Annotated in this window: 16 protein-coding genes and 3 pseudogenes; 11 read left to right on the top strand and 8 right to left on the bottom strand. The window is 68.8% G+C overall.

Annotation, left to right across the window (positions count from 1 at the left end; all coding sequences use genetic code 11):
* From ABZ567_RS21645 to ABZ567_RS21630, 4 genes and pseudogenes are all read left to right on the top strand, one after another.
* Nucleotides 1–267 (top strand): annotated as a pseudogene (locus ABZ567_RS21645) (sugar kinase); the annotation flags it as partial.
* A 102-nt stretch (nt 268–369) separates the two neighbouring features.
* Nucleotides 370–1476 carry a hypothetical protein gene (locus tag ABZ567_RS21640; protein WP_360792306.1) on the top strand — a complete coding sequence of 369 codons (1107 nt, stop codon included), beginning with the start codon at nt 370–372 and terminating at the stop codon, nt 1474–1476.
* 86 nt (nt 1477–1562) lie between these two features.
* Nucleotides 1563–2060, top strand: coding sequence for a DUF2975 domain-containing protein (locus tag ABZ567_RS21635; RefSeq protein WP_360792304.1), 498 nt, complete (start codon nt 1563–1565; stop codon nt 2058–2060).
* The gene (locus tag ABZ567_RS21630) at nt 2060–2314 is read left to right on the top strand and encodes a helix-turn-helix transcriptional regulator (protein ID WP_360792302.1); all 255 of its coding nucleotides are present in this window, start codon (nt 2060–2062) and stop codon (nt 2312–2314) included. Before ABZ567_RS21635 ends, ABZ567_RS21630 begins: the two co-directional genes overlap by 1 nt.
* 154 nt (nt 2315–2468) lie before the next feature.
* On the opposite strand, the gene ABZ567_RS21625 is transcribed toward ABZ567_RS21630, so the two are convergent.
* From ABZ567_RS21625 to ABZ567_RS21610, 4 genes and pseudogenes are all read right to left on the bottom strand, one after another.
* Nucleotides 2469–3473, bottom strand: coding sequence for a MerR family transcriptional regulator (locus ABZ567_RS21625; RefSeq protein ID WP_360792300.1), 1005 nt, complete (start codon nt 3471–3473; stop codon nt 2469–2471).
* Between the two features lie 6 nt (nt 3474–3479).
* Nucleotides 3480–4148 (bottom strand): HEAT repeat domain-containing protein, encoded by a 669-nt coding sequence (locus ABZ567_RS21620; RefSeq protein WP_360792298.1) that lies wholly within the window; start codon nt 4146–4148, stop codon nt 3480–3482.
* A 369-nt stretch (nt 4149–4517) separates the two neighbouring features.
* Nucleotides 4518–4605, bottom strand: a pseudogene (locus ABZ567_RS21615).
* A 35-nt stretch (nt 4606–4640) separates the two neighbouring features.
* Nucleotides 4641–5195, bottom strand: a pseudogene (locus tag ABZ567_RS21610) (hypothetical protein); the annotation flags it as partial.
* 717 nt (nt 5196–5912) lie between these two features.
* Here ABZ567_RS21610 and ABZ567_RS21605 point away from each other — a divergent pair.
* From ABZ567_RS21605 to ABZ567_RS21590, 4 genes are all read left to right on the top strand, one after another.
* Entirely contained in the window at nt 5913–12518 is a 6606-nt protein-coding gene (locus ABZ567_RS21605; protein WP_360792350.1) for a DNRLRE domain-containing protein, read from the top strand.
* Nucleotides 12519–12624: 106 nt separating this feature from the next.
* Nucleotides 12625–12915, top strand: coding sequence for a hypothetical protein (locus tag ABZ567_RS21600; RefSeq protein ID WP_360792296.1), 291 nt, complete (start codon nt 12625–12627; stop codon nt 12913–12915).
* 4 nt (nt 12916–12919) lie between these two features.
* Nucleotides 12920–13462, top strand: a complete 543-nt coding sequence (locus tag ABZ567_RS21595; RefSeq protein WP_360792294.1) for a hypothetical protein — start codon at nt 12920–12922, stop codon at nt 13460–13462.
* Nucleotides 13463–13727: 265 nt separating this feature from the next.
* Nucleotides 13728–14558, top strand: a complete 831-nt coding sequence (locus tag ABZ567_RS21590; protein ID WP_360792292.1) for a glycoside hydrolase domain-containing protein — start codon at nt 13728–13730, stop codon at nt 14556–14558.
* A 132-nt stretch (nt 14559–14690) separates the two neighbouring features.
* Here ABZ567_RS21590 and ABZ567_RS21585 read toward each other — a convergent pair whose 3' ends face one another.
* Complete coding sequence (locus ABZ567_RS21585; RefSeq protein WP_360792290.1) at nt 14691–15164, bottom strand: transposase family protein; 474 nt, start codon at nt 15162–15164, stop codon at nt 14691–14693.
* A 52-nt stretch (nt 15165–15216) separates the two neighbouring features.
* Here ABZ567_RS21585 and ABZ567_RS21580 point away from each other — a divergent pair, with 52 nt between their 5' ends.
* Complete coding sequence (locus ABZ567_RS21580) at nt 15217–15627, top strand: Imm10 family immunity protein (protein WP_360792288.1); 411 nt, start codon at nt 15217–15219, stop codon at nt 15625–15627.
* A 1123-nt stretch (nt 15628–16750) separates the two neighbouring features.
* On the opposite strand, the gene ABZ567_RS21575 is transcribed toward ABZ567_RS21580, so the two are convergent.
* Nucleotides 16751–17353 (bottom strand): DUF6529 family protein, encoded by a 603-nt coding sequence (locus ABZ567_RS21575; RefSeq protein WP_360792286.1) that lies wholly within the window; start codon nt 17351–17353, stop codon nt 16751–16753.
* Between the two features lie 1058 nt (nt 17354–18411).
* Nucleotides 18412–18981 (bottom strand): HutD family protein, encoded by a 570-nt coding sequence (locus ABZ567_RS21570; RefSeq protein ID WP_360792284.1) that lies wholly within the window; start codon nt 18979–18981, stop codon nt 18412–18414.
* 400 nt (nt 18982–19381) lie between these two features.
* Between ABZ567_RS21570 and ABZ567_RS21565 the strand changes: the two genes are divergently transcribed.
* Nucleotides 19382–20356, top strand: a complete 975-nt coding sequence (locus tag ABZ567_RS21565) for a hypothetical protein (protein WP_360792282.1) — start codon at nt 19382–19384, stop codon at nt 20354–20356.
* A gap of 275 nt (nt 20357–20631) precedes the next feature.
* Nucleotides 20632–21075, top strand: a complete 444-nt coding sequence (locus ABZ567_RS21560) for a DUF6234 family protein (protein ID WP_360792280.1) — start codon at nt 20632–20634, stop codon at nt 21073–21075.
* A 45-nt stretch (nt 21076–21120) separates the two neighbouring features.
* Here the strand turns inward: ABZ567_RS21560 and ABZ567_RS21555 are convergent, their stop codons facing one another.
* On the bottom strand, nt 21121–21474 hold the full coding sequence (locus ABZ567_RS21555) for a hypothetical protein (protein WP_360792278.1): 354 nt from the start codon (nt 21472–21474) through the stop codon (nt 21121–21123).
* Nucleotides 21475–21499: the final 25 nt, after the last annotated feature.

Here is a 21499-nt window from a genome sequence, read left to right as displayed (position 1 = left end):
ATCCTCGTCGGCGGCTGGGCGGGCCTCCAGCTCGGCACCCGCTTCCTGGCCACGGTCACGGGCTACGCCAAGGAGTACGCCCTCACGTACCCGGCCAGCCGCACCGAGATGGGCCTGGGCACCCTCGGCCCGGAGGCGGTCACGGTCGGCGCGGCGCTGTTGCCGCTGGTCGACTTCTTCGCCCAGGGGGGCCGCCGCCCCGAGACCCGGCCCACCGCCCCGGCCCCCGCCTGGCAGTCGGCCCTCCAGGACCGCGTGTCCACCTGACGCACCCGTCGACTCGACGGTGACGCCCCCAGGCGTCCGGCGTCCGGTGTGTCGTACCCCCGCCGTACCATCGCGGCCGTACCCGCACCGGAGGATCCGCACATGTCCCGCACCACCCCGCCGCGCCCCGTCGACATCGAAGCGCTGTTCCCCGCCCTGGCCTCCCACCGGAGGACGACCACCAGGCTGCACCCGCGACCGGGCCCGGCGGAGCCGGAGGAGAGCTCGGTGGCGGGGCCGCTGCTGTGGCCGGCCGACGAACCGTGGCCGATGTGCACCGCCGTCCATCGCAAGGGCCGAGGGCATCTGCTGCCCGACATACGACTCCGCCGGCGCATCGAAGGCGAGGCCAGGGGACGGGACTTCACGGTCGAGGAGCGACGGCTCCTCGACGGGATGACACGCGGCACCCACGCCCCGGAGCTCCGCGACGAGGAGCCGTTGCCGATGCTGGCCGTCGCCCAGCTCTACACCCGGGACGTGCCGGACCTCGTCGGGCCCGAGGGGCACGACCTGCTGCAGGTCTTCTGGTGCCCCTTCGAGGTCCACGGCCCGAACCGCACCATCGACGTGACACTGAGATGGCGCCGCTCGGGCGACGTCGGCGCGGTCCTCGCGCCGCAGCCGGAACCGCCGGTCGCGGGCCGCGAGGAGTGCGTCCCCACCTCCTGCGTCGTCCACCCGGAGCAGGTCGTCGAGCACGAGTACCTCGGGCTGCTCGACGAGGAACTCCAGGAGGAGATCGCCGCGTGGGAGGAAGGCCTCCTGGGCGAGGAGGACGACGATGACGAGGATGACGACCAGTACGACGGAGACGGCGTGGGTGACTCCTCCGTGAGCTACGCGACCTACGAGGAGTACGAGGCCGCGATGGCCGCCGCCCGCGCGCGGGAGCCGGAGGAGCTCGACTACATGAGCGACCTCTCCATCGCCCCGGGCTGGAAGGTCGGCGGCTTCGCCTCCTGGCACCTGACCGACCCCGGCCCGGTGGACTGCGCAGCGTGCGGGACACCGATGCCGCCCCTGCTCACCGTCGACGCGACCGAACGTGACGGCGCCTCGGGGAGCTGGCTTCCGAGGGAGGACCGCGACGCGGCGGACGACCCGGGTGTGGTCGACCCGGTCGGCGTCCACCTGGGGCGCGGCCTGATGCGCGTCCACACCTGCCCGAACGACCCCACCCACCCCCATCGGCTCAGCTTCCAGTGACCTGAGGTGCCCCTGCCGGTGGACGCGCTTGCCTCACCTATCGAATATCGATAGATTATTATCGTTGTTCGATCGAAGGGGATGTAATGGGGAAGCTGATGGTGCTGGCGCTGCGTGCGGTACTCGCAGTGCTGTTCGCCGGTTCCGTTTTCGTGGAGGCGGTGATGGTTCCGCTGCTCGCGATCGACTTGGAGGGGCTGAAGCCGGAGTACGCGTACCTGCGGACACCGCTGCTCGTGCTCATGGTTCTGGGCCTGCTGACGGCGCAGACCGTCCTGTTCTCCGTGTGGCGGCTGGTGACGATGGTCCGCCGGGGAACAGTGTTCTCCCCGGCCGCCTTCCGGTACGTGGACGTCATCACCGGCGCCTTCGCGGTGGGCGCGGTCCTGGTGTTCGCGTTCGCGGTCGTCCTGGCACCGGGGGAGGCGGTCGCCCCGGGCATCGTCCTGCTGATCTGTGGGGCGAGCCTCGCCGTGCTCGGCGTCGCACTGATCGTGCTCGTGCTGCGGATGCTGCTCGCCCAGGCTGTCGCGCGTGACGTCGAGGCGGCACAGATGCAGGCCGAGCTCGCCGAGGTGATCTGATGCCGATCGTCGTGGACATCGACGTGATGCTGGCCAGGCGCAAGATGTCCGTGGGGCAACTCGCGGAGCGCGTGGACATCACCCCCGCCAACCTCGCCGTACTCAAGAACGGCCGAGCCAAGGCCGTGCGCTTCACGACGCTCGCCGCCCTGTGCGAGGCGCTCGAGTGCCAGCCGGGAGACCTCCTCCGCTGGGAGGCGGAGGACACGGCCGACGCGATGGCGACGGTCGGCGAAACACCTCAGGACGAATGACGACCGCGCGCCCCGCGCCGTCCTCCCGGCGTGGGGCGCGCGAGGTGCCCGGACGGCCGACACCCCGCTGTGCTGAAGGTGTCCTTTCGGCATCCCGGCGACATCCACGAGCCGGACGCCCTCGCCGCGTGTCCGACGGACCAGGGGACGGGGGTCACCGCTCGTCGCGCAGCCGCAGAAGGTACGCCGCCGTCAGCGCCACCGCACGGTCCGCGTCATGCGACAGCTCCACGAGGGCCTGTGACGCCGTAGGTCCCGGGATGTCCGCGAGCGCCTGGGTCAGCCGCAGGCGCGCCGGCGCTCCGACGGTGTCGGCCGCGAGACGGTCGACGAGCCCGGTGGCGATCTGATCCGCCGTCGCGGAGTCGCTCGCGAGGACGCTCAGCGCGTCAGCCGCATCGGTGTCGTTCCTTCCCTCAACGACCAGGTCGAAGAGCGTCGGGACCGCTTCGAACACCCCCCTCGTCCCCAGCGCCAGAGCCGCATACCCGCGTACCACCGCGTCGGGGCTCGCGAGGGCCTCCCGCAGCCGGGCGGCGGCCTCGACCCCGGGCATCTCGGCGAGACCCTGCACCGCGCGTCCCCGCACGGCGGCCACCGGCGAGCCGAGGCCCTCCGCAAGCAGCGCCGTACCGCCGTCGCCTGCTCGCGCGAGGGCCCATCGAAGCGTTCCGGCGACGATCGGATCCGCCTCGCTCAGCACCGCCTCGACGAGGGCGTCCACCGGCACCGGTACCTCGTCGACCGACGAGAGCGCCGCGCGCTGCCGTGCGTCGGCGCTCTTCGACCTCAGGGCCTGGAGGAACGCGACGACCTGGAGGACGTCGTCCCAGGCGGCGGGTTCCGCCGCGTCGATCCGACGGAGCCTCGTCAGCAGCTCCGTCTCGGCCGCGATCCGTTCCCGTGTCTGACGGACCAGGTCGGCGACGAGCGCCGAGGGCATGAAGCCGGGATCGTCGAGCGCGCGGCCGATCTCCCGCAGCGAGAGCCCCAGCGACCGCAGGCTCTCGATGTGGAAGATCCGCCGGATGTCCTCGCCGGAGTACTCCCGATAGCCGGAGCCCGTACGGCCCGAGGGCCGCAGCAGGCCCAGCGACTCGTAGTGCCTGAGCATGCGGGCACTGACCCCGGACCGTCGCGCCACCTCACCGATCAACACGTCCCATCATCCCTCCTGGCCCGATCCGCCCAGCGCCACGACCCGCTTCGCCTCCTCGATCGCGAACTCGAAACCGATGTCCGGGTCCCGCAGCAGGCGTTCCGTGGCGAGCGCGTGCGCACGCACACGCCGGTCGGAGTCCGCCGTCGCCGTGTGCAGAGCCGGTGCGACGACGTCGCCGAGCGCGACCAGCGCCCGGCTGAGACTCAGCTGCGTCTCCCGCTCACCGCGCCCGAGCTGGGTCGCCAGCACAGCGGCGAGCCCGGACTCCTCGCCGTCCGGCACGAGCACGACCGCGGCCCGCCAGGCGCTCCGCGCCACATCGTCGTCGCCGTCCGTCAGCAGCGCCCGCGTGATCGCCGGCCACGCCTGCCGGTCCCCGATCTTGGACAGCGTGTGCAGCGCCTGGCTCCGTGCCTGCGCCCCCTCCGAACCGAGTTCGCGGAGCAGCGCGGGGAGCGTCAGGGACACCGGGTGGCGGGTGAGCGCCCAGGTCAGCATGTCGCGGACGAAGAACTCCGGCTCGATCGCGCTTCGCTCGACGAGCTTGTCGACGAAGCCCGGGTCCGGCGTCGTGCCGACCGCCAACGCCGCCCGCAGCCGCACGGACGAACGCTCGTCCTGCAGGGCCCGGCGGACTCGTACGTATTCCGTGGTCTGACCGGTCATGGTCATCGGGACCACCTCCTCGGCACGCAGTGAAGTCCTTGTCACCGTGTCAAGGTCAAACGCGGGCCCGCTCCCGGGAGGAACATCATGGGGAAACGGAGCGGGTCCGAGGGCGTAGCCTGCCCTCGGACCCTGTGGGTGCCGCTCACATCACACGCCGGCACACTTGAGGACCCGGGTCATTCGTCATTGCGTCGCGTCCTGCCTTTGGACCACCGCCGATCGAGCTGGGCGGACCAGATTCGAACTGGCATTTCGGCGCACAGGGCCCGGGCCCGGTCGATCCGGCGATGGGCGGCGCATGCTGAGTCTGGAGCAATAGTCTGAGATTGACCGCGGTCTGCCTCTGCCTGGTTGGGCCATCCCGGCAGGAAGCGCCGGGAGGAGGACTCGAACCTCCACTGGAACCGCGGATGTCACGACAAGGCTCAGCTTCAGCTTTGCGCTCCTCGCGCTCCCCGGCCGCTTTCCGCGGCCGGGGAGTCTGTGGTGTCCCCGCTACCCGAAGAGGTAGCCGAAGACGGCGTCGCCGACCCGCTGGTCGGTGATCTCGGCGCTGTTGGCCTCCTCACGGGCGACCTTCACCGCCTGCTGGAGCTTCTCCACGCGTTCCAGCAGCTCGTTGACCCGCCGGGCCGGCAGCGCGCCCGAGAACTTCACCGTCGTCCAGTACCCGACCGGTACGTCCTCGTAGTAGACCTCGACCTGCGCGGGGTGCTTGTCCCTCGCCTCCGCCTTCACGTGGTTGCGCGGCACCTTCTTCGTACGGGCGGTGCGGACGACCTCCGTCTTCCACGCGTCGGTCGACGGGTCCTGTGCCCACGACTCGGCGGCGTCCAGCACCGGAAGCTTGCGGACGAAGGTGTTGATGTCCGTGAGCTGCTTCTCCAGGAAGAGGAGATACGCGACGGGCGCCTGCCCCACGAGCACGCGTCCGTCGACCGTGACGTCGGCGCGTGCCTCGCAGTTCGCCCAGTCCTTGGTGGCCGTCACATCGAAGAGACGGGTCAGCGCCCGCGCGGTGTCGCGCAGCACGTCCTCGCCCTTCACCCGGCCGAAGGAACACCCGGCCCACCCCACGCCACGACGTCCACACGCCCCGCAAGACGGGCACCGTCACCTCCCGGAACAAGAAGTCGACGACCCCTCGACCAGGCCGCACAGGTTAAAGATCAAGCTAGATGCGTGAGGTGCCGGCCCCGGCGGCTCTGTCCAGCCGGATTGCGTTCCCGCCTTGTCGCCCCCACGTTCACTATTTGCGGGTATTCAACGGCCGGATGGGTGTGCAGAGTGCGGCTCTCATGGTCGACCACTCACGCGCCACCGCTCGTGGATCAGGAACCCCCGGGTTCCTTTGGTTCTCGAACGGCTGGCTTGAAAACGGCCCTTGACCTCGGCGCTTGAGCACGTCTATGCGCCTTGGATCGAGTGCTGCCCTGACCTTCATCGCAGGCACAGCACGCCCCGCCGCGCCGCTGAGGACGGGGCGTGAATGGGCGGAGGAGAGTGTTGCAAATCACTTAGCGAATGGGAACTCTCCTGCCACTTTGCGGAGTCTTTGTGAACCTCTATCCGTTTTCTCCCTCTGTACGTTCACGAGTGCACCGTAAGACGGTGCGTCAGGAACCATGAGACAGAGGGATCATGACGATTCACATACCCGCTCCGGATGAGCGGGATCGGCCCTGGACCGGGAGGAGCCTGCGGCATATCGCCGGCGGTCTCGCCTTGGTCTTGGCCATCACTGTGCTGGACGGCGCCGGTTCCGCCATGGCTCAGCCGGAGCAAGGACCCACGGCCGAGCCGCAGCAGGAGGTAGTGACGCAGGCGGCCGACATCCCATCGGCGCGCGTGGCCGCGAAACTGTCCGGCAAGAGGGTCGAGGCGCTCTCCGAGCGGACCGAGACGTCGATCACCTGGGCCAACAAGGACGGCTCTCTCACCACGGAACTGGCCGCCGGGCCGGTGCGTTTCCAGGACTCCGCTACGGGTGCCTGGCGCGACGTGAATGTTGACCTCGTCGCCCAGACTGACGGCTCGGTCGCTGCCAAGGCGCATCCGGAAGGACTGACCCTGGCCGGAAAGACAGGTGTGCCCGCGCGCTCTCTGCGTGCAGCCCAGACCGCCGCCCCCACGGATCTCGTCACCCTTGGCCAGGGGGACGAGCAGATCACGCTGCAGTGGCGGGGTGGGCTACCGGCGCCGCAGCTGGACGGCACTCGCGCCACCTATGCGAACGCGGTGCCCGGGGCGGATGTGGTGGTCGAGGCCACCCGTACGGGCTTCGAGCAGTTCGTCGAGCTCAAGCAGAAGCCCACCACCGACGGCTTCTCCTACACGCTGCCGCTTCGGACCAAGGGCCTGAAGGTCGAGCAGCAGGCCGACGGCAGTGTGCTGTTCACCGACAAGAAGTCGAAGAAGACCGCGACGATGCCGGCCCCCGTGATGTGGGACGCCACCGTCGACAAGGTCTCCGGTGAGCACACCCACCGCTCCAAGGTCGCGATGAAGGTCGTCAAGACCAAGGGCGGTGTCGACCTGGTTATCAGTCCGGACGCGGCCTTCCTCGCCGACCCGGCCACCAAGTACCCGGTCACCGTCGATCCGTCCACCTCGGCGCTGGGCAACCTGTTCGACACCTACGTCCAGCAGGGCGAGACCGTCGACTGGTCCAACGACGTCGAACTCGACCTCGGCAACCCCGGCACGAAGAACGCCGACGGCACCTACCGCATCGCCCAGTCCTACATCACCTGGAACACCGCGCCGGTCTCCGACGCCCTGGTCTCCAGCGCCACCATGAGCCTGTGGAACTTCCACTCCGGCAACACCGACTGCACCGCGCAGCCGTGGGAGGTGTGGACGGCGAACAACGCCACCACCGCTACTCGCTGGACGAACCGGCCGGCCATGGTGACCAAGATGGCCACCTCCACCCAGACCAAGGGCAACCCCGGCTGCTCCACGCAGCCCGACGGGTGGATCAACGCCGACGTCACCGACCTGGTCCAGCACTGGGCCAACAACAAGTGGTCCCACGCCGGCATGGGACTGAAGGCCACGGACGAGAACGACACCAAGGAGTGGAAGCGGGTCAACTCCGCCAACGCCGCCTCGAACGTTCCGAAACTGACCGTCACCTACAACTACCGGCCGCGCACCGGCACCAAGCAGGAAGCCGGCCCGCCGTACTTCTCCTACAGCGGCGACTACGTCGTCAACACGCTCACGCCGACGCTGCGGGACACCTTCGTCGACGCCAACGGTGACAAGGTCAACGGCACCTTCCAGATCTTCGACTCCGCCACCAACACGCAGGTCGGCGATGTCATCGTCTCCCCGTGGGTGAACTCCGGACAGGTCGCCTCCGTGACCGTCCCGGCCGGTGTGCTGACCAACGGCAAGACGTACAAGTTCCGCACCTCCCCGTACGACGGAGCCCACTACAACCTGGGCTGGTCGGCGTGGAAGACCTTCACGGTCGACACCGCCGCACCGTCCGCCCCCACCGGCATCACCTCGACGGACTACCCGTCCACCGCGTGGGTCAAGGGCGCGGGACAGGCCGGCACCTTCACCGTCACACCGAACGGCACCGACCACAACTGGCTGGAGTGGTCACTGGACGGCGTGACCTGGACCAAGGTCGCCACCGCCGGCTCCACCGCCGCCAAGGCCATCAGCGTCACCCCGCCCAAGGACGGCACCCACACCCTCCAGGTGCGGCAGGTCGACAAGGCTGACAACAAGTCGGAACCGGCCCAGTACACCTTCCATGCCGGTCCCGGCGGGTTTGTCCAGCCGAGCGAAGGCGAGCGCACTGCCCGTCGCCTGCCGCTGGTCGCTGAGGCCGACGGTGGTAAGTACGACAAAGTCTCCTTCTCCTGGCGCCGCTCCGAGGCCGACGCCTGGGCGACGATCCCGGCCGGTCAGGTCACTTCCGGTGGCACCGCGCTGACTACCTGGCCAGTGCCACTCAGCGGCGGTAGGAACAGCCCGCTGGTGTGGAATGCCACGGATACGGTCGATCCCGACGGTACCGTCCAGATCAAGGCCGACTTCACGGGTCCCAACTCCGCGACCGGCAGCACTCAGCCTCTCTCCGTCGTCGTCGACCGCAGCGCGTCCGGTGCCGCAGCGGACGAGATCGGCCCGGGTTCGCTGAATCTGCTCACCGGTGACTACAGCCTGTCCACCACCGACACCACGCACTTCGACCTGTCGGTGACCCGTAGCGCGTCCTCCCGTAAACCGGATGCCGGGGCGCAGCAGACCGGTCAAGCGGCCATCTTCGGCAAGGAGTGGGTCTCGGGCACAGCTGCCGAGGCCACCAACTCCGATTACTCGCATCTGCGGAAGGTTTCAGACACGGCCGTGGCCGTGGTGGATCTGGAGGGCGAGGAGACCTCCTTCACCGCGAACGCGGCCAAGAACGGCTGGGTGCCGGAGCCCGGCTCGGAGGAGCTGACGCTCACCGGGAGCGTGACCGGCAGCTTCACCCTTTCCGACACCGAGGGCACGGTCACCGAGTTCACCAAGCCGGACGCGGCCGCGACGACCTGGCAGGTCTCCAGCGCGCTGCTGGACGGCATGGCGCAGACCACGACGACCGTCGTCTCCGAGACGGTGAACGTCGCCGGCAAGACGCTGGCCCGCCCCAAGCGGGTCATCGCTCCCACCTCGGCGGCGTCCGCCGCGACCTGCACCGCGACGCCCGCCACCAAGGGCTGCCGCTCGCTGGAGTTCGTCTACGCGACCACCACCACGGCCAACGCCACCACGCTCGGCGACTTCGCCGGCCAGGTGAAGGACATCCGTCTGTGGTCGACCGACCCCGGCGCCGCCTCGGCGACCTCCAAGGCCGTGCAGACCTACCGGTACGACGACGCGGGCCGGCTCACCGAGACGTGGAACCCGCTGATCAGCCCCGCGCTGAAGACGCAGTACGCCTACGACACCGTGGGCCGCGTCACTCAGGTCACCCCGTCCGGTCAGCTGCCGTGGACATTCACCTACGGCAAGGCCGGCGCCAGTAGTGCGGCCGGCGACGGCATGCTGCTCAAGGCATCACGGCCCGCACTGCGGCAGGGCACCCTCGATGTGATCGAAGGGACGGCCGCCACCAGCATCGTCTACGACGTGCCGCTGACCGGCACCAGCGCCCCCTACAAGATGGGCGCCGCCGATGTGAAGGCGTGGGGCCAGACGGACGCGCCGACCGACGCGACCGCCGTGTTCCCCGCGGACGTCGCCCCGGTGTCGAACGCGGGCAGCGCCCTGACCGCCACGTCCTACCAGCGTGCGGACGTCACCTACATGGGGGCGTCGGGCCGTGCGGTGAACGCCGCCGCGCCCGGCGGGCACATCACGACGACCGAGTACGACCGCTTCGGCAACACCATCCGTGAACTGACGGCGGCCAACCGGGCCGTGGCACTCGGCACGAGCGTCGCGGACCGTGCCATGCAGGCCGAGCTGGGCATCGCCTCTCGGGCCGCGTCCGAGCGTGCCGACCTGCTCACCACCAAGTCCCTCTACAACGACAACGGCACCCGGGAACTGGAGGAGGTCGGCCCGCTGCGGCGCGTCGACCTCACCGCGGACCTGAAGTCGGGAACCACGACCCTGGTGGCGGCCGGTACCTCGGTCGTGGCGCGTAGTTGGACCGTCAACGATTACGACGCAGGCCGTCCCACCGATGGGACCGCCACGATCAAGGACCAGGTCACCAGGGTCACCACCGGCGCCCAGGTCCGCGAGCACCCCGGCGTCCACGCCGAGCAGCGTGTCGCCGAGACCCAGTACGACTGGGCCAGGGGCCTTCCCACGAAGTCCATCCAGGACCCGGCCGGACTGGCCATCACCACCACGACCGAGTACGACGCCCAGGGCCGCGTCACCAAGACGTACAACACGGGCAGCACAGGGGCCGACGCGGGCGCCGTGGTGACCACCTACTGGTCGGCCACCGGCACCGGCACCTGCAACGGCCGCCCGGAGTGGGCCGACCTGGTGTGCTCCACCGGCCCGGGAGGCGCCATCACCGGCGGCGGCAGCAACCCGGCGCAACTGCCGGCCACCACCACCCAGTACGACTGGTGGGGCAACGCCACGACCGGCACCGACACCGCCAACGGCGTCACCCGGACCTCGACCACCACGTACGACGCGGCGGGCCGCCCCGTTACGGTGAAGGTCACCGGCGGCAGCGGCCAGGCCGTCCCGGACGCCACCACCGAGTACGACCCGGCCACCGGGCAGGAGATCCGTACGACGTCGCCGACCGGCGGCACCATCACGCGGGTCTACGACAAGCTCGGCCGACTCGCCTCGTACACGGACGCCGACGGCGGCAAGACCACGACCGAATACGACCTGTTGGACCGTCCGGTCAAGGTCGGCGACACCGTGCCGTCCACGGTCACCTTCACGTACGACCACACCACCGAGCCGCGTGGCCTGGCCACAAAGGCAACGGACTCGATCGCGGGCGTCTTCCAGGCGGCGTACGACGCGGACGGCTCGGTCGCCACGGAGAAGCTGCCCGGGGGATACACCCTCACCCAGACCGAGGACACCACCGGCACTCCGGTCAAGCGCACCTACACCCGTGACAGCGACGGTACCGTGGTGATGTCCGACGCGGTCACCGAGTCCGTGCAGGGTCAGACGACCAGCCACGCCGGCTGGTCGGACCAGACCTACCGCTACGACGCGGTCGGCCGCCTCGTCCAGGTCGACGACACGGTGGAAACGGTCTGCACCCGGCGCACCTACGGGTTCGACAAGCACGCCAACCGCACTTCCCTGACCACGGCCGCCTCGACGCCCGGCATGGACTGCCCCACCACTGGAGGAACCAGCAAGACCTCGACGTTCGACAGCGCCGACCGCATCACCGACGCGGGCTACGTCTACGACGCGTTCGGCCGCACCACCACCCTGCCGGGCGGCGTGAACGTCGGCTACTACGCCAACGACCTTGCCTACCAGCAGACCAGCAGCGCCAAGCGGCAGACGTGGACCCTCGATGCCGCACTGCGCTTCCGCGGCTGGACGGTGGAGACCAACAGCGGCGGAACCTGGTCGCCGACCGAGAACAAGCTCAACCACTACGACGGTGATACCGACAATCCGCGCTGGATCGTCGAGAACACCGCCACCGGTGCCCTGACCCGCAACGTCGACGCCCTCTCCGGGAATCTCGGCGCGGTCACCAGCGCCACCGGTGACACGGTGCTCCAGTTCACCGACATCCACGGCGACGTGGCGCTTCAGCTCCCGCTCGCCGCGGGTGAGGCGCCGATCGTCCTCGACACCGACGAGTACGGCAATCCGCGTGACAAACAGCAGGCCGTGCGCTACGGCTGGCTGGGCGGAAAGCAGCGCTCCAGCGAGACCGTGGCCGGCTTCACGCTCATGGGCGTACGCCAGTACAACCCTGCCACCGGCCGGTTCCTGTCCGTCGATCCCCAGCAGGGCGGCAACGCCAACGCCTACGAGTACTGCTCAGCCGACCCGGTCAACTGCTTCGACCTGGACGGCAAGTGGGGCTGGAAGAAGTTCTTCAAGAAGGCCAAGCGCTGGGCCTGGCGTAACAAGTGGGACATCGCGCTCACCGCGGTCGGGTTCATTCCCGGCCTCGGTGCCGCCGCTTGGGGCTACCGGGCCTACCGCGGCTACCGCGCCCTGCGGGCCGCACGCACCATCGGCCGCAGCTGTCGCCGCAACTCCTTCCTGCCCGAGACTCCGGTCGTCATGGCCGACGGCAGCACCAAGCCGATCAGCCAGGTGAAGGTCGGAGACCTGGTCAAGGCGGTCGACGAGATAACCGGCGAGACGAAGGTCTCCCCGGTATCCGATGTGATCATCGGCCACGGCACCAAGGACCTCATCACCCTGTCCGTGGACGCGGATGGCGACGGGCAATCGCAGAAGATCACCACGACCGCCAACCACCCCTTCTTCGTCCAAGGGCGCGGATGGGTCGACGCGGTCCAGCTGACCCCCGGCTCGCGCCTGTCGAACCCTGACGGGAGCGCGCCGAAGGTCACGGCCACCGACCGTACACAGGCAGTCCGCACCGTCTTCAACCTGACCGTCGCCGGCACCCACACCTACTACGTGGTCGCCGACGGGCAGCCTTCCCTCGTCCACAACTGTTCACGCAACAGCAGCAAGTGGTTCAGCAACCGCCGGAAGGCCTACCAGCAGCGCAGGAAGGACTACCAGAGCCTGACCCGGCGGGGTTACTCCTGCGAACTTCGGGGGCCGTGCAGCAACGGCGGCCACGCCCACCTCTCGTGGCGCAAGAACGGACGGTGGGGGACGATCCACTACCGTTGGCACGGCCGGGGTCGCGGCCGCATGGGCTGAGGTAGCACCAGAGCCAGCCGGACAATAGTTGTCTCCTGACATGGAGATGAGACGGCGGGGCCGTACTGCGGCCCCGCCGTCACCGATGGGAGTGCACATGGGTGGAATGAGCGCCAAGACCACGATCAAGGACACGGTCATCGCATACGCGGTCTTGGCCGATGCGAGTAATGCCTGCGACGCCGTCGACGAGGTGGTGGTGGCCGCAGACAGCTGGAAATCAGCCACCGACCTCATACGCGCATGCGGATACCGAAAAGTGCCCAAGCGTCCCGCCCGCAACACCATCGACCACACCGCAGTGGAAGCGGCGTTTGCGACGCCGGGCACGGTATTCCGTAAGCGCTTCGGAAGTGACGCACCGTGGGTCCCGAACTCCCACGACGGAAAGGAATAACCCCGTGGACGTTCCAATCGCCTTGGATCAACTGATCACCGCTCTGCGTCAGCACGCTCGGCTGATGTCCGAGCCGGGTTCGGTGGGAGAAGCAGGAATCGACGCCTTCGAGACGTTGCGGTCCGCCGCGGTCTCCTACGGCAGATCTGTCCGTGAGACGACTGGCTGGGACAGCCCGTTCGATGAACTGGAAGAGGTCGAGGGACTCGGTGTCGTCGGCGAAGCGGAGGAGCCTCCGGGATCCGACCGATCCGAACATTCGAGCCAGCGGGCGGAAAGGCACCCCGACACGTGTTTTGTGGTGTCCGGATCCTGGGCGTTCGAGGTAACCGATCGCGCTGCCTGGTCAGATTTCGTAGCGCGGCAACCCGGAACCGCCGAGCTACTGGAGGGCCAAACGGACATCGCCCCGGCCGAAGCCGCCGCCGCCCTGCTGGCCAGTGACGCCCTCCCCCGGACCCTCGCCCCGCACGGAGCAGTGCTGACACATCAGGAGTGGGGCGTCAGCGATACTTTGGACGAAGCCCCGGACGCCGCAGACGAATGAGTCGGAAAAAGCGGTGAGCATCGGTCCTCTATGTTGTTCCAGGCAGTGACCAGCCGGTCGTGTGCGCCGCAGAGGCCAGCTCCGGGCTACCTGTGGCACGTCGGCGCGGCACGCGCTGCTGTTGACCGAGGGCTGCACGAACTGCCTAGGCTGAATCTTCTGCCAAGCGCCTGCAGAGCCCTGGCTGGTCGCTGTGATTCGGTCGTATGTGGATAGGTTAGGCGGCTCCGGAGGACCGGAGCCCGATCATGTATGAGGTGGGGAAATGTCGAAGCACCGGTTGTCCAGAAAAGGACGCTACATCGCCCTGTCGGCGACTGGCGTCGTCGTCGTGGCCGGCGCCGGGATCGCGGCGCAGACCTCGATGGCCGCTCCGGCGTGGCCGGCGCAGAAGACCTACACGGGCCGGGCGTTCGACGCCTGTACGGCGCCTTCGCTCACCGCGATGAAGGCGTGGAAGAAGGACGCCTACTACGGCGGCGTCGCGGTCTACGTCGGCGGCAGGAACCGCGGCTGTGCCCAGCCCAACCTGACCAAGCCCTGGGTGAAGTCGGTCGACACGCTCGGCTGGCGGGTCATCCCCCTCTACGTCGGCGCCCAGCCGCCCTGCCAGAAGAGCGGGAACAAGGAGAGGTTCACCGCGGCCACCGCGGCCTCGGTCGGAGTGAACAACGCCAACGACGCGATCGCCAAGGCCTCGGCGCTCGGCATGGAGGCCGGCAGCCCGATCTACCTCAACATGGAGTCGTACGACATCGCCGACAAAGCGTGCAACGACGCCACTTTGACCTACGTGCGCTCCTTCACCAAGACCCTGCGCGCCAAGACCTACCGCGCCGGCCTTTACGGCTTCAGCACCTCCAGCGCCAAGGCCATCGCCACCGCCAAGGACCGCACGAACCTGCCGGGCAACCTCTGGTACGCCCTGTGGAACGGCCAGGAGACCACCACCAAGGACTGGCCCTGGGACCCGAAGCTGTACACAGACCACAGCCGCGGTCACCAGTACAAGGCCAACAGCAAGGAGACCCGCGGCGGTCACACCATCACCGTCGACCGCAACGCCTGGGACGCCCCGGTCGCCATCATCGGCTGACCAGCAGCCAGCGCGGCTCGCGAGTGACCTGACCCGGCCCTCCCGTCCCGGTCTGCGCGGTGGTCTCACACAGCGGCGGAAGCGGAACCCGCATCAGCTGGGACAGGACAGTGCACCGGGAAAGCCTGATGTTCAAGACCTCAGCATCCGAGCACCGCCCCGGCCTGCCAGCACCACGCCGACGTCCTCCACCAGGCGCTGCAGTTGGGGGGCCCGTCGTTGGTAGCGCGTGGTCAGCCCTGTTATCTGTTCGGCGAAGGTCACCTTCGGGCACGTCACGTTTTCGCAGTACAGACGGCGTACGGACAAGTCGATGCGCACGGGTCGGCCTGCGAGAGTTACGTCGGCGAGGCGCCGCGCATAGCGGTTGTGGCGCCAATCGCTGAGCTGACCGCATCCCGTGCATTCCGCTGGATCAACGGACCTCGTGCGGGCTTGGACCACCACGACAGCATCGGAAGCCTCGAACGAGACCCCCAGAACGTTGGCCAACTGTGGTAAAAGACTGACAAGTTCGACAGAGCACAGCCACAGGCTGCCCGTGGGGAAGCCCACGTAATTCCTCACGTAGGTCTCGGCCACCACCTCGGCGTGACGGTAGAACATCGCGCTCGCCCCTCCCTCACGGCACGGATGGGCACACTGATAGAACCCCGTCATGACATACCGATTTACCGCCCGTGCCGCCAAGACCGAGATCGATCCTGACGGGTACTTCACCGAAGCCGCTCTTGCCGAGGGTGAGGATGGAAGCGGTTTCATCATGATGTTCATGGCAGGAGAAGAGGAGCCCGATGACCAGGAGGTCGCCCTCGGGATGGACACACACTGCCTGGTTACAGCCGGACAGGGCACCGCATACGGCTGTGTACGGGAAGCCGTCCTGACGGGCAACGTTCTCCGCATCGCACTCGAACCTGAAGCGCTGGCAGACCTGCGGCTGACCGACCCCGAGATCGAGGCCGTCATCGAAGCACCGGCCGAGGACATCAGGCAGTTCCGCGAAGTCCTCGCTCAGGTGCTCGGATACGGGCGTGCGGACGCAGTGCCCACCTGTGTAGGTATCTGACGCACCACCTGTGCGGAATACGTGACCGTCGGCAGCCCGCTACGCGGACCGGCCGACCGTGTCACCGAGATGATCTCCAACTACGAAAATCTTGCCAGAGCCAGGAAAGTCCGTACCCCGACAGCAGGCCGTCACCACCGGCTTCGTCGTCCTCCACGAGTGGGCGGAAATCCTGGAGCGGCACTTCCCGCCCCGACTTTCCGACCCTGAAGACATGGGTGAATAGCCCGGACCTTGGTGGCTGCCCCTCACCACAGGGCGGACTGCATGCCCAGATCCGGTTCGAGTGCGGGGCGCAAGTGGAGCGGAGCCCTGGCACTGTGCGCAGCGACCGGCGGACCAGGGCCCGTTTCCTACTTCACCGGGGCCGGATCGGGGCTCCTGTGTGGACGGCGCTGAGGGATGTCCGGCGCATGGGCTCCACCGCGGCTCAGGCCGAGCAACGCCTGCCGACGGACGCCCCATGGGCTCAGCAGCGGTGCAGGAGGCCGAAGACCTCGTGCACCGCTACTGGGCCGGCTCAGTCCCCTCTACCTGTCCAAACGCAACCACCATCAGCGCTGAGCTGATCGGTCAACGTATGGCCGGTACGGCGGATCGTTCAGCACTAAGTAATCCTTCGCCGCTCGGATCCGTTCCGGCCACCGCAGTGGAGAGCGTTAGGGCGACATCACGTGCAGGGGTGCCACCTCTCGCAGTCATGCCGGACCCTGTGCGGGCACCCAGGCTCAGCGAACCGACCGGGCCCGCGAAGCGCGGGACATGACATGGGACCGGTCTCATACGCACGAACGCGAAGGCCGCCCGCCGTTTGGCCCCTCGACGCGCAGAGTGGCGGTGATGCCGGGGCCACCGCAGAGCGTCCGGTGACGGCCGCGCCGGTGCGCCTCGGTGTTCTGGACGGCCCGCTGATACCCCGCCTCGCGATCCACTCGCGCAGATGACCGGATCACATGCTGCGCATGTGAGAGGGGCGCCGGCGTTTGATCTGGATGGCCTGGCGGGCTCCGGTGGGGAAGGGGAGACTGTTTACGGTGGCGACCTTGATCAGGTGGATCTCTGAGCGGCCTGGCCGCTGCCGCGAGCGCGTCCTTGGAGCGGGATGTCCTTCCGGTCGTGACATCTACCCCGGTGGCAGGTGGTGGTGCCCGAGCGACAGCACCGGCACGCTGTCCCCGTTGAAGTGCCACAGCGCACTTGTGTACCAGAGGACTACCACCACGACCACCAGCGCGCCCCCGGCCAGTGGCAGGGCCCAGCCCGGCAGGCGACGACTCTGCACCAGCAGGACCTTGGCGGCGAACGCCCCGTAGAAGAAGCAGCCCGCGATCGAGTGCACGGCCACACGCGAGCCGCTCAGCTGGACGCCGTACGCCTTGACGCAGTGCACCGCGATCGGGACGGTGAGGGCGAACAGGACCACACCGACGACGCGGTGGGTGATCGGCACCGGGCCCGGCACCCGGCGCACCCGGGGCAGCCGGTGGTACATCCACAGCGCCAGCAGCAGCTGGAGAGCTGCCAGCCCCAGGACGCCGGTGGCGAGCTGTGCCTTCAGGCGCACGGCATCGGTGTCCGCCTCGCCGAACAGTGTCGCGGTGTAGTCCGGCGCGTTCGCCCGACCGAAAAGGAAGATGGCGACGAAGACCGCGGCGGTAGCCGTGAAGGCCAGTGCGAGAGCGAGCCTGGCTTCAGGGCGGCGCAGAGCGGGCCGGGCATGCGACATGGTGCTCCTCGTCTCGGAACGCCGAGGATTGGCGGTTTGTCATCCCTTGTACTCGCCCGGTGCGGCAGGTGGCGGCCGACGCGGCCGTAGCGACCTCGACTCCTCGTTGGTGTAGCCGAAGCACGCGGCGTGGGCGGCGCCGATGTCGACGAGCGCCACCTGTCCCGCCAGGCATCAGGGGTGGGCCCTGTGGGGCGCCTGGGGCCGTAGTCACGCGAAAGCCAGGCGACCCTCGAGCGCACCGCCTGCGGACCCGCGTGGATCACGCGGGCCCGGCGCCTCCGCGAGTCGTTCCAGTAGGCCCTGTATCTCGTCGGGCCGGACCCCGGACTGCTGGCGGAGTGGTTCCAGAGCAGGCGGGAGCGGCATGTTCGTCGACAGGCAGGGCCTTCCACTCGGATCACGGAGCGTCGAGAACTCCTTGATCTTGGATGCCCTGCCTGTCGCGTTCCCATGACCTTCTGTCCGACAGGCCTTCATGAACCGGACGTCACACGACTACGTCGAAGCCCTGGGGTGGGGCCTGTTTCTCGCTGTCCCTAGTACTTGTTCATGGAGCCGCCGCTGTGGCCTTCAGTTGGCCAGTGGTTCGCCGACCGCCAGCAGCTCGTCCCCGAGTTGACTGACGAGGCGTGGGGAACGGGTGGCCCCGCCGATGACGGGACATTGGGGCGTGGACCCGAGGAGGATGCTCGATGGCATCTTCCACCAGGCGCGTACCGGCGCCAGCTGGCCGGAGGTCTTCGCAAGGTCCGAGTCCCGGTCGGTGAAGACCTACTGGGACCGCTGGCGGACGAACGGCCGTTGGGAGGCCGTCATTGCGACGCTCTCTATCGAGGTGACGCCGTACACGCGGAGCCTGTGCGGGTGCCGCCCCTGGAGATAGAGGGGGCGATCAGACCTGCCCTTCTCGTTGGCTCTGATCGCGACATTCTCGAATCTTGCGCTTGAGTTTCGTTGCCACGTCGCCGACCCTAGAGCGAAGGCCGTGGTCGGTCGAACGCTTTTTCCACGGGACGTGGCCGGTCGAGTGGTGACGCCGGGAAGCCGGCAGGGCGTCACTCCGCCGGTGCGACATCCGCCCACAGAGCGGCCGCGTCGGCCGTGAGCGGTGCGAGCCCTGCGCCCGTGGCGTTGTCGTCCTCGTCCCACCACATGCCCTGGCCGGTCGTCAGGACACGCCCGTCGTCACCTGCCTGCCAGCGGCCGCGCAGGACGTAGAACACCCCGGCATGGTCGAACGGCGGGACGAGCGGATCGGTGACCCGGCGCACCGGGGCGGTCCATCGGCCGCGCCGTACCATGATGTTGAGCACCCGGCAGGAGCCACTGGGGAGTTCGGCGGTGACGTCGAGGTCGCCCGCGAACGCGAACGGCTCGCCCGCCCTTACCGGCATGCGTTCGAACGCTCCCGGGCAGGACAGCCGTACGCCGTCCCCCGTCAGGAGCGTGAGCGTCCGGTCGACTCCGGGGAACGTCGAGAACGGCCCGTCCCGGTCGATGTCGGCGACGCTCGCGCGCCACCCGAACTCCTCGCTCTCCACCGGTCGGCAGACGATCTCCCTGGTCGCGCCACCGCCGTTGCGCCATCCGCAGGCCGTCAGGGTCTCGACATCGAAATAGCGCACGGGCGGTCTCCTGACCTGCGTCGGTACGGGTGCGGACCACCCCTGGGCGGCGACATCGGCCGCGACGCCTCCGCCGGTGGCGACGACGTCCGCGTTCCGCTTCGACCCGCCGACGAAGTCTATGCACGGGGACGCCGCGCGTGCCCCCGTGCCGCAGGCGGCTGGTACGGGCCAGGATGCCGAGCCCGCGGTCCCACCGGCTACGCCATCAGCATCAGCTTCGGGCCCTGCCCTGATCTCGGTCCGGATGTGGGGCAACTTTCCGGGGGAGGTGTGAGTCTCCTGAACGATCACGTCGTGATCGGACCTCAAGGAGAGCATCATCATCGCCATACGTAAGACCCTCACCGCCACCGCAGTAGTCGGCGCGGTCCTGACGGGCTCGGCAGCCTGCGGCACCGTGGAACAGCTGTCCGCCGGAAAGAAGCTGGACCAGGCCTTCGAGAAGCTCGGCAAGGAGAAGTCCCTCTCCTTCGAGGTGGACCTGGACGCCGACGCCGCAACCCTGAAGCAGCTGGACGCCGGGTCGGACCCGGAGCCCGGCGAGGAGATCCCCGACGAGGCGGCCGATCTGCTCGGTGGCGCGAAGGTCAGCGTCACGGTGGAGTCCAGGAAGCCGATCGCCGAGTCCGAGGAGAAGGACTTCGTCGGTATGGCCATGAAGGTCAGCAGCGCCGACGGTGACCTCGTCGAGTACCGGCTCGTCGGCGACTACACCTACGTCCGGTCCGACGTCGAAGCCCTCACGAAGGCGATGGGCGCCCCGATGCCGCCCGCCGACGAGCTGCCCCCGGAGGCAGGGGGCCTCAAGAAGGCCCTGGAGGGCCAGTGGGTCAAGTTCAGCACCAAGGAGATGGAGAAGTTCGGCCAGGAGATGGGTGCGGGGTCCGCCACCGAGCCGTCCCCGGAGCCCACGCTGGACGCCAGGACACAGAAGAAGCTCCTGGACGCCCTGCGCGGGGTCGTCGCCCGTGAGGTCGACTTCAAGACCGCCGGGGGCGAGGACGGCACCGAACACATCACCGCCACGGCCCCGTTCCGCACGCTGATCACGGAGCTGTTCGGCGAGATCCGCCCGCTCGCCAAGGACCTGCCGCCCGGCATGGACCTGCCCTCCGACAAGGATCTCAAGGACGCCCCCGACACCGAGGTCACGGCCGACTTCACGCTCAAGAACGGGGAGTTGACCGAGGTGTACGTCGACCTCGCCAAGCTGGCCGAGAACGCGAAGGTGAAGAAGTTCGGCCTGGTGCTGAAGATGAGCGGAGGCACCAAGCCCACGGCCCCGGCCGGGGCCACCGAGCTCGACCTGGAGGAGATCCTGGGCGGCTTCGCGAGCGTCATGGTGCCGGACGAGAAGTCCAGCGAGGGGTGATCCCCGCTCGGGGTCGGGGAGGCCGCCGCTTCGCCGCGCTCGCGGGACGACCGGCGCACTCGCCCGGGGCGACGCCACGCGCTCAGGACCAGCGCTCGTGCGAGACGGACGCCCGAGCGAGGGAGCCCTGACCCCACGGCACTGCCCCCGAGCGCGTCCGCCAACGCCGGTATCGCCCGTGAGTCCCCACCCGCCGGATGCCGACGGGAGGGGACCCGGACCTCTGGGTACGCGTACTCATGCGCCGGCCCGGCTCCCCGGCCAGGATGGAACGCATGGACCTTCCCGTCGCCCCCGTGGCGTTCGACGATTCCGTACGGCCCCGTGCCGGTCGGGGCGCTGACGCCGGGACTGCCGTGGGGCTGCTGCTGTTCGAAGTGCTCGCCCTGCTGGTGATCTTCGGCCTGTGGCTGGTCTCGGGGGTGAGCCTGGACCCGGGCAGGACGGCACGGCCCGACCCGGTGGGCGGCTACCTCGTGGCAGCCGGCGTGGTCGGGGCTCTGGCCGCCGTGGCAGCCGCGATCGCGGCCCGATCCCGTGCGGTGGTGACGGCCTGGTCCCAGTGCTTCCTGGTTGTCGTGGTGGCGGTGGGGATCGCCGGCGGGACGACGGTCCGGCAGGACGAGCAGGGGCCCGGCCGCCCCGCCCCCGCGTTCACCGGGGAGACGGGATGCCGCAGCGGCGGAGACAACAGCGAATGCGCGGGCACGGGCGGCTGAACGAAGACGCCGACCGAAACGTGTGAGCCGGCGGTCCGCCCTGACTCAGCGGAACTCGTGGATCACCTGGATCTCACCGACGATGTGCGCGTTGAAGTCGTGCAACTCCTCAGCCGGAACCCAGAGCTCGAGGATCGTTCGGCCACCGGCCTGCTGGACGGGGTACCGGCTCAAGAACTCCGACTCGACCTCGAATCGGGTGACGAAGCCGACACCACTGTGTTTCACGTTCCAGTCCCTCGCGATCCTGATCGCGTAGTCCTCGTCGAGGACGGGGTAGAAGATCGGCTGCTCGGAAAGCCGGGGCGGCCAGGCACGCCAGTTCAGCTCGCGGACCAGGTCCAGCTCCTGGGGGCCGGTGGGGCGCCAAAGAGTTGTTGTTGCCGGGCGGCTGGTCATGTGAAGGGCTCTCTGAAACGGGGAA

It is taken from the genome of Streptomyces sp. NPDC016459, assembly GCF_040632845.1.
Taxonomy (GTDB): Bacteria; Actinomycetota; Actinomycetes; order Streptomycetales; family Streptomycetaceae; genus Streptomyces.
The sequence above is the reverse complement of the archived record's forward strand: the minus strand, read 5'-3'. Positions and strand labels throughout refer to the sequence as shown.

What these genes read in the sequence shown, in the direction of transcription:
- ABZ567_RS21555 (WP_360792278.1), bottom strand. Translation starts at nt 21,474, where the DNA reads ATGACCAGCCGCCCGGCAACAACAACTCTTTGGCGCCCCACCGGCCCC.
- ABZ567_RS21560 (WP_360792280.1), top strand. Translation starts at nt 20,632, where the DNA reads ATGGACCTTCCCGTCGCCCCCGTGGCGTTCGACGATTCCGTACGGCCC.
- ABZ567_RS21580 (WP_360792288.1), top strand. Translation starts at nt 15,217, where the DNA reads ATGACATACCGATTTACCGCCCGTGCCGCCAAGACCGAGATCGATCCT.
- ABZ567_RS21575 (WP_360792286.1), bottom strand. Translation starts at nt 17,353, where the DNA reads ATGTCGCATGCCCGGCCCGCTCTGCGCCGCCCTGAAGCCAGGCTCGCT.
- ABZ567_RS21590 (WP_360792292.1), top strand. Translation starts at nt 13,728, where the DNA reads ATGTCGAAGCACCGGTTGTCCAGAAAAGGACGCTACATCGCCCTGTCG.
- ABZ567_RS21630 (WP_360792302.1), top strand. Translation starts at nt 2,060, where the DNA reads ATGCCGATCGTCGTGGACATCGACGTGATGCTGGCCAGGCGCAAGATG.
- ABZ567_RS21605 (WP_360792350.1), top strand. Translation starts at nt 5,913, where the DNA reads ATGGCTCAGCCGGAGCAAGGACCCACGGCCGAGCCGCAGCAGGAGGTA.
- ABZ567_RS21585 (WP_360792290.1), bottom strand. Translation starts at nt 15,164, where the DNA reads ATGTTCTACCGTCACGCCGAGGTGGTGGCCGAGACCTACGTGAGGAAT.
- ABZ567_RS21600 (WP_360792296.1), top strand. Translation starts at nt 12,625, where the DNA reads ATGAGCGCCAAGACCACGATCAAGGACACGGTCATCGCATACGCGGTC.
- ABZ567_RS21640 (WP_360792306.1), top strand. Translation starts at nt 370, where the DNA reads ATGTCCCGCACCACCCCGCCGCGCCCCGTCGACATCGAAGCGCTGTTC.
- ABZ567_RS21635 (WP_360792304.1), top strand. Translation starts at nt 1,563, where the DNA reads ATGGGGAAGCTGATGGTGCTGGCGCTGCGTGCGGTACTCGCAGTGCTG.
- ABZ567_RS21620 (WP_360792298.1), bottom strand. Translation starts at nt 4,148, where the DNA reads ATGACCATGACCGGTCAGACCACGGAATACGTACGAGTCCGCCGGGCC.